Annotated in this window: 11 protein-coding genes and 1 pseudogene; 3 read left to right on the forward strand and 9 right to left on the reverse strand. The window is 69.3% G+C overall.

Annotated elements, in window-relative coordinates:
• Nucleotides 1-18: 18 nt before the first annotated feature.
• The 4 genes from U9978_RS02170 to recO all read right to left on the reverse strand — a co-directional run bounded on the left by U9978_RS02170 (nucleotide 19) and on the right by recO (nucleotide 3,661).
• The gene (locus U9978_RS02170) at nucleotides 19-1,383 is read right to left on the reverse strand and encodes a glycine--tRNA ligase (protein WP_416210827.1); all 1,365 of its coding nucleotides are present in this window, start codon (nucleotides 1,381-1,383) and stop codon (nucleotides 19-21) included.
• 206 nt (nucleotides 1,384-1,589) lie between these two features.
• Nucleotides 1,590-1,904 (reverse strand): antibiotic biosynthesis monooxygenase family protein, encoded by a 315-nt coding sequence (locus tag U9978_RS02175; RefSeq protein WP_322759329.1) that lies wholly within the window; start codon nucleotides 1,902-1,904, stop codon nucleotides 1,590-1,592.
• Between the two features lie 89 nt (nucleotides 1,905-1,993).
• On the reverse strand, nucleotides 1,994-2,812 hold the full coding sequence (locus U9978_RS02180; RefSeq protein WP_322759330.1) for an isoprenyl transferase: 819 nt from the start codon (nucleotides 2,810-2,812) through the stop codon (nucleotides 1,994-1,996).
• A 117-nt stretch (nucleotides 2,813-2,929) separates the two neighbouring features.
• The gene (gene recO, locus U9978_RS02185) at nucleotides 2,930-3,661 is read right to left on the reverse strand and encodes a DNA repair protein RecO (RefSeq protein ID WP_322759429.1); all 732 of its coding nucleotides are present in this window, start codon (nucleotides 3,659-3,661) and stop codon (nucleotides 2,930-2,932) included.
• Between the two features lie 260 nt (nucleotides 3,662-3,921).
• On the opposite strand from recO, the gene U9978_RS02190 reads away from it, so the two are divergent.
• The gene (locus U9978_RS02190) at nucleotides 3,922-6,573 is read left to right on the forward strand and encodes a S8 family serine peptidase (protein ID WP_322759331.1); all 2,652 of its coding nucleotides are present in this window, start codon (nucleotides 3,922-3,924) and stop codon (nucleotides 6,571-6,573) included.
• Between the two features lie 22 nt (nucleotides 6,574-6,595).
• Nucleotides 6,596-7,222 (forward strand): NUDIX hydrolase, encoded by a 627-nt coding sequence (locus U9978_RS02195; RefSeq protein ID WP_322759332.1) that lies wholly within the window; start codon nucleotides 6,596-6,598, stop codon nucleotides 7,220-7,222.
• Here the strand turns inward: U9978_RS02195 and U9978_RS02200 are convergent.
• On the reverse strand, nucleotides 7,137-8,006 hold the full coding sequence (locus U9978_RS02200) for an N-acyl homoserine lactonase family protein (protein WP_322759333.1): 870 nt from the start codon (nucleotides 8,004-8,006) through the stop codon (nucleotides 7,137-7,139). The genes U9978_RS02195 and U9978_RS02200 overlap by 86 nt on opposite strands.
• A gap of 85 nt (nucleotides 8,007-8,091) precedes the next feature.
• Here U9978_RS02200 and U9978_RS02205 point away from each other — a divergent pair, with 85 nt between their 5' ends.
• Nucleotides 8,092-8,898, forward strand: a complete 807-nt coding sequence (locus U9978_RS02205; RefSeq protein WP_322759334.1) for an ABC transporter permease — start codon at nucleotides 8,092-8,094, stop codon at nucleotides 8,896-8,898.
• Nucleotides 8,899-8,906: 8 nt separating this feature from the next.
• On the opposite strand, the gene U9978_RS02210 is transcribed toward U9978_RS02205, so the two are convergent.
• The 4 genes and pseudogenes from U9978_RS02210 to U9978_RS02225 form a co-directional block, all read right to left on the reverse strand.
• Nucleotides 8,907-9,167: a hypothetical protein gene (locus U9978_RS02210; protein ID WP_322759335.1), complete on the reverse strand. Its 261-nt coding sequence runs from the start codon at nucleotides 9,165-9,167 to the stop codon at nucleotides 8,907-8,909.
• Nucleotides 9,164-9,628, reverse strand: a complete 465-nt coding sequence (locus tag U9978_RS02215; RefSeq protein WP_322759336.1) for a hypothetical protein — start codon at nucleotides 9,626-9,628, stop codon at nucleotides 9,164-9,166. Before U9978_RS02215 ends, U9978_RS02210 begins: the two co-directional genes overlap by 4 nt.
• A gap of 272 nt (nucleotides 9,629-9,900) precedes the next feature.
• Nucleotides 9,901-10,818 (reverse strand): GTPase Era, encoded by a 918-nt coding sequence (gene era, locus U9978_RS02220; RefSeq protein ID WP_322759337.1) that lies wholly within the window; start codon nucleotides 10,816-10,818, stop codon nucleotides 9,901-9,903.
• Between the two features lie 11 nt (nucleotides 10,819-10,829).
• Nucleotides 10,830-11,132, reverse strand: a pseudogene (locus U9978_RS02225) (hypothetical protein); the annotation flags it as partial.

The raw sequence follows: 11,132 nt of genomic DNA on the forward strand, positions 1-11,132 counted from the left end.
AGCTAGCAGGGGCCGAAGCTAGCAGGGGCCGAGTCGGGCGTTGAGGTAGGACACCGCCTGGTCCATGGACACGCGCTCCTGCTCCATGGTGTCGCGCTCCCGGATCGTGACGGCACGGTCCGCCAGTGAGTCGAAGTCGACGGTGAGGCAGAACGGCGTGCCGATTTCATCCTGCCGGCGGTACCGACGCCCGATCGCGCCGGCATCGTCGAAGTCGACGTTCCAGTGCTTACGCAGCTCCGCGGCGAGGTCGCGGGCGACCGGGGACAGGTCGGCGTTGCGCGACAGCGGCAGCACCGCTGCCTTGACCGGAGCGAGCCGACGGTCGAGGCGGAGCACGACCCGACGGTCCACCCCACCCTTGGTGTTGGGTGCGGTGTCCTCGGCATAGGCGTCCAGCAGGAATACCAGGGTGGCGCGATCCACCCCGGCGGCTGGTTCGATCACGTACGGCGTGTACCGGGTGCCGGTGGCCTGCTCGAAGTAGGTCAGGTCCGCGCCGGACGCCTTCGCGTGTACGGACAGGTCATAGTCCGTTCGGTTCGCGATACCCTCCAGTTCGCCCCACTCCAGGCCGGCGAAGTCGAATCGGTACTCGATGTCGACGGTCCGCTTCGAGTAGTGGGAGAGCTTCTCCTTCGGGTGCTCGAAATGGCGTAGGTTCTCGTCGCGGACGCCCAGGTCGCGATACCATTTCGTCCGCTCACCGAGCCAGTAGTCGTGCCAGGTCTCGTCCTCACCCGGCGGGACGAAGAACTCCATCTCCATCTGTTCGAACTCGCGGGTCCGAAAGATGAAGTTTCCCGGGGTGATCTCGTTGCGGAACGACTTGCCGATCTGACCGATACCGAACGGCGGCTTGCGCCGGGCGGTCGCCTGTACGTTCGCATAGTTGATGAAAATGCCCTGGGCGGTTTCCGGCCGCAGGTAGGCCAGACCCGACTCGTCCTCGACCGGCCCCAGGTAGGTCTTGAGCAGTCCGTTGAACATCCGAGACTCGGTGAACGTGCCACGGGCGCCACAGCTGGGGCAGTTGACCTCGGTGAGCGCGGTCGGCGGTCGGCCGTGCCTGGCCTCGAATGCCTCCTCGAGATGGTCGGCACGAAACCGCTTGTGGCAGGTGAGGCACTCGGTCAGCGGGTCGACGAAGACCTGCACGTGCCCGCTGGTTTCCCAGACCTCACGCGCGAGGATCACACACGAGTCGAGGCCGACCACATCGTCGCGGCCCTGAACCATGGCCTTCCACCAGGCGCGCTTGACATTGTTCTTCAGCTCCACCCCGAGCGGACCATAGTCCCACGATGCCCGCAGGCCACCGTAGATCTCACTTGAGGGGAAGACCAACCCCCGGCGCTTGCACAGACTGACGATGGTGTCCATGCGGTCGGACGAACTGGCCACGCAGGCGCTCCCTTCCATCACCCGCCATCATCGGCGACGTCGGGCGGTCGTATCCTGCGCACACCTGCTCCCGCTGATGATCAGCCGGACCAGGACCGAGCAAGCAGACAGGTGTCCGCAGACAAGTGCCCAGCGTACGGGCCGCGGGCGCGGCCGGCGCAGGCAGGTCAGGCAGGTCAGGCAGGTCAGGCAACGTCTGAGCCGCGGCGAACGACGCCCGTGACGCCGTCGTGGGCGAGCAACACCTCGAACGCACCCGGCTCATCGACGGCGTAGGCCATCAGCGGCGTCAGCTCCACCCGGACGTCGAACGCGGACAGGGCCCGGCGCCACGCACCCACCCCGTCCCACTCGGATGTGATCACCCACAGTTCGGGTTCGTCCACGGCACGTCCCAGTCGAGCCGACCCGTAGCCGCGCTGCCCAGCCAGTGCGACCAGGGCCCGGTCCGCACGCTCGCGGAAGGCATCGGCATCCCCGACCGGAACCCGCAGCCGCATGACGACAAGCACTGCACGGTTCTATCAGGTCGCGTCCGTCAGCTCCCGGCCTTACCAGACCGCCACCAGACCGTCACCCGGTCGGCCCGTCACGGCGTGGCCGATCGGGCCCCCGACGGACGGGCCACGACCCCGCCATATCGACGGTCCCGCTTGGCGAAATCCTCACAGGCCGCCCACAGGTCGCGCCGGTCGAAATCGGGCCACAGCCGCTCGACGAACAGGAACTCGGCGTAGGCGGCCTGCCAGAGCAGGAAGTTGCTCAGCCGTTGTTCCCCCGACGTACGGATCAGCAGGTCGACGTCGGGCATCTCCGGCTCATCGAGATAGCGGGCGACGGTGTTCTCGTCGATGCGGTCAGCTCGCAGGCGGCCGTCACGGACGTCTCGGGCAATGGCGGCGGCCGCATCGGCGAGTTCGGCGCGTCCCCCGTAGTTCACGCACATCGCCAGAGTAAGACGGTCGTTACCGCAGGTGCGTTCCTCGGCTGCCTCCAACCGTCGGATGACGTTGCCCCACAGGCGCGGACGCCGGCCGGCCCACCGGACCCGGACCCCCAGGGAGTCCATGTCGTCGATGCGCCTGCCGAACACCCCGTCGGTGAAACGCATCAGGAACGCGACCTCGTCCGGCGAGCGCTTCCAGTTCTCCGTGGAGAATGCATACACCGACAGCCACCGGATGCCCAGCTCGATCGCGCCCTCCACACAGTCGAAGAGGGCCTCCTCACCAGCCTCGTGGCCCTTCGTGCGTGGCAGGCCACGCATTTTCGCCCAGCGGCCATTGCCATCCATGACGATGGCCACATGCCGCGGAATCAGCGCGGAAGGAATCTCCGGCGGACATGCGCCGGAAGGATGCGGGTGCGGTTCACGGAACCGTCCGACTCTCCCGTTACGTCGATTCACCGGATACCTCCCTTCTACCGCAAGCCACACGTAGCTCGATCATCGCTCCTCCCGCGCCCACAAACATCATCGACGTATCTTCGCCGCACGCGCCACCCCCGACGCGCCCGGCCCGGTTCACGCCCGCTCCAGATGAGGCAGTGCACGTAAGCCGTACTCGAGATGCCACTGCAGGTAAGCGGCGACACATCCGCCAGCCTCGCGCCGGGTGCGGACCTCGCTCACATCGGCGGCGGCCCAGTCGCCGGTAAGCAGGTCGGACAGCAGCGTCACGGCGGCCGGCGACATCGAAGCCGCACCGTGCGGTCGGCACTGCGGGCACACTACGCCGCCCGCCGCGATGGAAAACGCCTGGTAGGGCCCTTGCTGGCCGCAGCGGGCGCACTCGCGCAGCGCCATCCCGTAGCCCGAGACCGCCAACGCACGCAGCAGGAAGGCGTCCAGGACGAGGCCCGGCGCACGTTCGCCCTGGGCGAGGGTACGCAGACCGCCGATCAGAAGCAGGAACAGCCGGATAGCCGGCTGGCGTTCCTCGCTGGTCAGCCGTTCGGCGGTTTCCAGCATGACGGCCGAGGCGGTGTGCCGCGCATAGTCGGCAGCGATCACCGCGCCATAGGGGCTGAGGATGTCGGCCTGCGTGACCGTGTCGAGCGAGCGCCCCTCATGGAGCTGGAGGTCGACGTGGGTACCCGGCTCCAGCCGGGCGCCGAACCGGGACGACGTGCGGCGCACCCCTTTGGCCACCGCGCGCACCCGTCCCGTCCGCCGGGTCAACACGGTGATGATGCGGTCGGCCTCGGCGAGCGGCGTCGTTCGCAGGACGACACCTTCATCGCGGTAGACCGGCACCCACCCATGGTTGCACGCATCCCGGTAAGTGGTCAGGACACGGTCGCCCCGGACCGATTGTGACATGCCGCTGCCGGCGGACGGGTCCAAGCTGTCCGCCGGGCCGTCGGCGCTGTCGTCGAACCAGCTGCGGGCTGGCTGCGGGCTGATGGTGCCCGTCGGGATGCCGGAACCGCGCTGCGATGCAGACCCCGCCGACCCAGGACCGTCACACCCTGCAATAGTCACCGTAAGCATCTACTAGATAACAGGGAGTAGGAGTGCTGGCGGTACGGAAACGATTGGTATATTTTTGTAACTATTTGACCGTTTTTCAGCTGACCCTCGCCGTGATCGTGATCCAGACCAATGCCGCCGCGGCCGCGGCCACCCAGACCCCGGCTATGCAGACCCCGGCCACCCAAGTCACAACCAGTCAGACCACAAACACCCAGACCGTCACCGTCTACCTCGCCGCACCCGACCCTGGCGGTCTGGATCGCCTCGCGCGGTCGGTCGCCGGGGCGGTGAGCGGATCTCCACAGGACAGGGCGGCCCGCCTGCGGGCGTTCCTGCCCTCACGCGCGACCCACGACACGGTCGCGAACGAGCTCGACACGCTCGGCCTGACCGTCACCCGGACCACGGCATGGAGCGTCACCGCTACCGGTGAGGCAGAGCGCCTGCGGACGCTGTTCGGCAGCGCCCGCGACTCCCGTCCTGCCCTGCGCTATGCACAGACTCTGCCTGCCCTCCCCGCGTCCCTGCACGGCCTGGTCTCGGTCGCCGTAGGTGGTGATGAGACCCGACCCGCATTCCGCCACCTCGGTACGCGCGTGGCGCGAACCGGGCCGGCGACTGCGCGCACCGCCGCCACCGTGCCCGCCGACAGTGGCTACACCGGCGCCGACCTGCGTGCCGCCTACGGTGCGCCGGACGGCCACCGCGACGACGGCGGACCCGACCCGACCGTCGCCAGCCTGCAGCTGTCCGGCTGGGACCCGGCCGACCTGCGCGCCTACGCGGCGGCAGCAGGCATACCGGACCCGGTCGCGGGTGGGCGTTACACGGCCGTGAGCGTCGGTCGCGAACCCGCCTACGACGCCGCCCGGGACGGCGACGGGGACAGCGAGGTCGCCCTCGACCAGGAGGTACAGCTGGCAGTCGCGCCCAGCGCGCGCCAACGTGTCTATTTCGCGCCCAACACCGACCAGGGCTTTCTCGACATCCTCGACCGGGTCCGCGTCGACGCCGCCGACCCGGGCGCGAACCTCGTTGCGTTCAACGCGTCCTGGGGGCTGTGTGAGCCGTACAACGACGCAGCCTTCGTCCGCACCGCCGAGACGTTGCTGGCGGCGATCGCCGCCGCGGGCGTCACCACCTTCGCGGCCTCCGGGGACAGCGGATCCGACGACTGCGGCAACGGTACCGCCACCGCGAGCTACCCGGCGTCCTCACCATCAGTGATCGCGGTAGGTGGCACGACCATGCTCGACCCGACCGGCGCGACCATGTCGGAGACCGCCTGGGCCGGCTCCGGTGGGGGCTGCTCGGCGCTGTTCGCCCAGCCGGACTGGCAACCGGTCACGGCCTGTACGTCGCGCGCGCTGCCCGACCTCGCCATGGACGCCGACCCGACCACCGGCTTCGCCATGTACAACCGCCGTTACTGGGAAAGCCACGGCGGCACGACCGTGCCCGGCTGGATGCGCTTCGGTGGCACCAGCCTCGCCTCACCCGCCGCCGCCGGGATGCTCGCGGCCGTGTGGGCATCGACCGGGCAGCGTTCGGGCGGGTACGGCGACATCCATGACCAGCTGTACGACGCGCCCACCTCAGCGTTTCGGGACATCACTATTGGTAGCAACGGCGCCCACCGCGCTACGGTCGGCTACGACCTCGTGACCGGGCGCGGCGCGCCGCTGTGGAACAGGCTCGTCGCCACCACGCTCGCCGCGACCGTCACCACGACCGTGACGACGACCCTGACGACGACGCCTACCGGCCGACCGCCGGGCCAGGACGGGTACACGATCGCCGTCGGCGTCGGCACGGACCACGCCGTGTGGGCAACGCGATCCGGCCAGGTCGCCCCCGTGTCGCTGGGCGGCCGGGCCACATCCGTCCCGACGGTGATCCAGGCTGCCGGCCGGGTCACCTACATCGTGGGTGGCACCGACGGGAACCTCTGGATGCGGGACGAGACCGACCGCGCATGGTCGCCGTTCGGCCTACCCGGAACACAGTGCTACGGGCAGGCCGCGATCGTCGTCGGATCAACCCTGCACATCGGCTGTCGCGGCAGCGACGACGCGCTGTACGTCAGCGCCGTGCCCATCGACGCCTCCGGCCGGCCAGCTCGGGTCACCTGGTGGGCAGACTACGGTGGACAGACCGACGCCGCTCCCGCGGTGGCCGTTGTGGACGGCGCCGTCACCTGGTTCATCACCCGCGCCACCAGCAACGCCGCGCCCGCAGCCAACCTCTACCGGCGGACGGCCGCCTCGGCCTGGACGGTGCTCGGCGTCCGCTGCGACGGCGGGCCGGGTGCCGGCGGTAACAATCCTGACGCCTACAGTTCCTACGGTGGCTACGGTCCCTCCAGTGGCCAGGATGCGTGGCCTGGCCCGAACGGTTCCGGTTCCCGAACCGTATTCGGGCCGGCGTTCGTCGGCTGCCGGCTGGCGTCGGGAGCGCTCGTCTACGCCGCCGCGCCGTTCATCCGGTTCGTCGACGCCGGTGGGATGATCGTCGGATTGCCCGCCTTCGCTGCGACCGGGGACGGGACCGTGGACGTGTTCGTCGCCGGCACCAACCGCGCTCTCTACATTCGACACCTGGCCGCATCCGCCCCGCTGGACGGGGGCTGGACGAACCTCGGCGGCAGGTATCTCCTCGCAGCGGGCGCGGCCCGGATCAACCTGGAACCGTAGGAACGGCGACGACGACGGCGCCATGGACCTCGACGACGACGTCCATGGCGCCGTGGACTCCCGGCAGACGCCGAACCCGGCGCCGGACAATGATGGTCTGGTGCGAGTGGTGCGACGGGCAGCCAGAGCGATTCTGATCGATTCCCGCGGACGACTGGTCGTTTTCCGCCGGACCCTGCCGGGCCAGCAACCCTACTGGGCCACCGTGGGCGGCGGAGTCGATCAGCAGGACGCCTCGGTGGAGGCGGCCCTGCACCGGGAGCTCGCCGAGGAGCTGGGCGCCGCCGTCGACCGGGTCCAGCAGGTGTTCCTCACGAGCACGACAAAAACGAGCACGGCAAAACACCGGGGAGGTAGTGGCGGCGCAGGAGGAGGAGGCGGCTGCGGGCCGGGCATCACCGTCCAGCACTTCTTCGTCTGCCGGCTCACCTCAATGGATCTTGCCGCCAGGACGGGCGACGAGTTCACCAACCCGACAAAGGGACGCTACGACGTCGAACGAATCGACCTGCACGGCGAGGACCTGACCCGCTTCGCGCTGCAGCCGGACGCGCTCAAGGACTTCATCCTGGCGAACCGGGAGGCCCTGCTTGCGGCAGTCGCTGATCCGACCGCGGACCCGACCGCGGATCCGCCAGCTCGGCGGTGAGCGCCGGCCACGCGATCGGATCGTGGCCGGGGAGCAGCCGCAGGCCACGGGCGGACGCGATCGCCTTCAGCCGCCGGATCGGCTCGATCGTCGCCTCCGGCGAAACGCCGATCGACCCACCGACGGCCCGCTCGAAATCGATGTTCTCCTGCAGGTCCGCGGCGTCGAACGCGAAAACATACCCGCCACCGCCCACCGTGGGATCCATCTCGACGACAAAACTCTGGTGGCCGGGGGTGTGCCCGAAAGTGCGGACCGCGGTCACCCCCGGGGCGATCTCGGTGTCGCCGTCGGCCACCTGCCAGGTGATCGCCGGGTGATCGAAGTCGACCCGGATGATGCCGTCGGCCTCCAGCTGTGCCGGGTGGATACCGAGCCCGTGGTCAAGCTCGCGGCGCTGAATGTGGACGGGTGTACCGCGGCGGGCGAAGTGGCGCAGCCCGCCGGCGTGGTCGCTGTGCAGGTGGGAGACCGCAACCACGTCGATCTGGTCGAGGGTGAGCCCGACCCGTTCCAGCGCGCCCTCCAGCGGGTCGCCGGCGCCGGTCGGGAGCCACACCTCCACGCCGGTGTCGCGGTGGAAGCGGCGGCACAGGGCCGCGTCCCGTACGAATGCCGGGTTGAGCCCGGTGTCGATCAGCAGCCAGCCCCCATCCACCTCCAGCAGCAACGCCGGGACGGGCTGACGTAGCCGAATGTCGTCCGCAGCGCCGTGCACCGACATCGAATACGGCACCTCGACCCAACCCAGGGTCAGCGGGACCACCCGCCGCACGCCAGCCATGACCGTCACTATCCGCCATCTGTCTGCCGGCCTGTCTACCTCCCCGCGTGTGTGCGGGCAGCCAGCCAGGCCGCACAGTGAGCCGGTGGGCAATGTCCTTGCGATGGTCGTGGGCCTGGGTGCTCTGCTTGCTGTAGCCGTCGGCTGCCTCACCGTCGCCGGCGTACGGTTACGCCGGGCGGTGATCGTCGCCGCGGTTCGGGCCGGCGCCCAGCTCACCCTCGTCGGCCTGGCGTTGCGCGGGGTGCTCGCCGCACCCGCGACAACGGTCGCAGTCCTCGTCGTGATGCTCACCGTAGCGACCCTGACCGCGGCGGGCCGCCTCACCGGCTTCCCCGACGCCCGACGGTCCGTGCTTGCCGCCAGCACGGCCGGCGCAGCCGTCACGCTCGGGATCATCTTCGGCGTCCCGCTGCTCGACCGGTCCGCGCGCTATCTGGTCGCGGCCGGCGGCATCGTGATCGGCGGAACCATGACCGCCTGCACCCTGGCGGGCCGGCGGTTGTTCGAGGCGATGGTGCGCCGCCGCGACGAGGTCGAGGCATGGCTCGCACTCGGCGCCACCCCACGCCAGGCGGTCGCGGACCTCGCCCGCACCGCCATCCAGGAAGCCCTGCTGCCCGCCGTCGACCAGACCCGCACAGTCGGGCTGGTCACGCTGCCAGGCGCCTTCGTCGGCGCCCTGCTCGGCGGCGCGAGCCCCACCCAAGCGGCACGGTTCCAGCTCGTCGTCCTCGTCGCCCTGCTCACCGCGGAGACGCTGGCGGCCGTCACCCTCGTCTGGCTGTTCGGCGCACCCACCCACATCCCGGACGCCGACGTACCCGACGCTCACGGCCGCAGAACCGGCGGCCCCAGAACCCGCGGTCCCAGGGCCAAGCGAAGGATGTGATTCTGCTGCTACTCCAGCAGCACCAGAATCACATCGTTGTGCCATTGCTCGACGGCCTTCCCGTTCACGGAGATGTCGCCAAGTGATCCCTTCAACCGATGTTGGCGATCATCGACCCGTCGTGGCTCGCTGGTCAGCGCGACCCATGCCCGGTCGGCCGCCTCGGGGGCCTGGCGGATCAGCACATCCCACCCGGCACCAGCCTGACGGTCGACTGCACGAACCGTCCACGGCCGTGGCCTAGCGATCTCGTCCCCGCGCTTTGTCATGCAGACGAAACGTCGGGACGTTCGATGCCGGCACCGTCACCCGGGAACGGGCCCCGCAGCCTCCGAGCAAGATCGTGATCGCTCCAGACCTCCGCTGTGGACCGCCACTGCGCGAGCGCCTGGGCGAACGGCAGAAGAGTGCCCGTCTCCGCGCCCGCAGCGAGGTGCCCCAGGAGGTCATCCACACACTGACGGCGCTCGGTTGCCGGAAGCCAATGGAGCCAGGCAAGCTCCTCGGCGACCAGCTCCTCCACGAGGCTGAGGTCTCTCCGTGCGAGTGTCCGGAGAAGATGAGCTGCCACAGTCATGCCAACCTGACCAGCCGCAAACCGGTCGGACCGGGTGAGCACCAGGTTTTCGTCGTCCCGACGTTCCAGGATCACATCACCGCGCTCCAGCGATGGGAGCACCTCACTGGGACCACGCAGAAACGCACTGTAGGGGAAGGTTCTGGTCGCCACGACACGAAGAATATCTGAACTAGTTCAGATTATCAAGATTCTGTGATCAGAGCGCAAGAGCGCCCGGCAATCGGGACGTGGATCAAGGAGCGGGGCTGGGGTGCGTGCATCGCGAGGTGCGAGGAGGGAGGAGGGAGGCACCGGAGGTGTTAGGTGTCGACCGACGACAACGCGGCGAGGTGCGTGCCCCAGCCCCGCGACGCCGCGTCCCCTATTGCCGGGCGCTCTTAAAATCACATCGTTGGGGATGGGGCCGGCACCGGCGCCGGCACTCAGAAACCGAGTTTGCGAAGCTGGCGGGGATCGCGCTGCCAGTCTTTGGCAACCTTGACGTGCAGGTCCAGGAAGACCGGTGTTCCCAGCAGCGCTTCGATCTGGGTGCGCGCCCGCGTCCCGACGTCCTTGAGCCGCGCGCCTTTGGCACCGATGACGATCGCCTTCTGGCTCTGGCGTTCGACGTAGACGTTCACGTGGACGTCGAGCAGCGGGCGGTCGGCGGGTCGGTCCTCGCGCGGGATCATCTCCTCCACGACGACGGCCAGGGAGTGCGGCAGCTCATCCCGTACGCCCTCCAACGCGGCCTCACGCACCAGTTCGGCGACCATCACCTGCTCGGGTTCGTCGGTCAGATCGCCGTCCGGATACAGCGGCGGACCAGCCGGCAACCGTGCCACCAGCAGATCGGCGAGCACACCTACCTGGAACGACGAGACGGCGCTGACCGGTATCACCGCGGCGAAATCCGCGAGCGAGGAGACCGCGAGCAGCTGTGCGCCCAGTGCGTCCCGGTCGGACACCAGATCGGTCTTGGTGACGATCGCGATCACCGGCGTCCGCTTGGGCAGGCGGGCGAGCTCATCGGCGATGAACCGATCGCCGCGGCCCACCGGCTCGTTCGCCGGAACGCAGAAGCCGACCACGTCCACCTCGGACAGGGTGGAGCGCACCACGTCGTTGAGGCGCTGTCCGAGCAGCGTGCGGGGACGGTGCAGCCCGGGGGTGTCGACCAGTACCAGCTGGGCGTCGTCGCGGTGCACGATGCCCCGGATGGCGTGCCGGGTCGTCTGCGGCCGCCCGGAGGTGATCGCGACCTTCGCGCCGACGAGCGCGTTGGTCAGCGTGGACTTACCCGCGTTGGGACGTCCGACAAAGCACGCAAACCCCGACCGGAACCGCGGTTCGGTCTCCATGGCGGCAACCACTAGGTTGTCACCCGGCCGCGGGCCACGCCGTCCGGGCCGGCGAGGAACACCGGAACGCCGGCGCCGAACTCGCCCAGCACGAGCAGGTCCTCGACAGCTGGTACGGAAGGTAGGGAAGGAACGGCGGAAGCGGCTGGGAGTCCGCCGGCGTCGGGAAGCTCCGGAAACGCCACCCGCTCGGACACGATCGCCGCAGCCTCGAAGCGGCGCGCTCCGCTGGACGCCGCCGCGACCACCGCCGCCGCAAGCGCCGACACGGTCAGCCGAGCGTCGGCATTCTCCACGGTCGCCGCCGCGTATGT

This window comes from Protofrankia sp. Cr2 (assembly GCF_963555885.1).
Classification (GTDB): domain Bacteria; phylum Actinomycetota; class Actinomycetes; order Frankiales; family Frankiaceae; genus Protofrankia.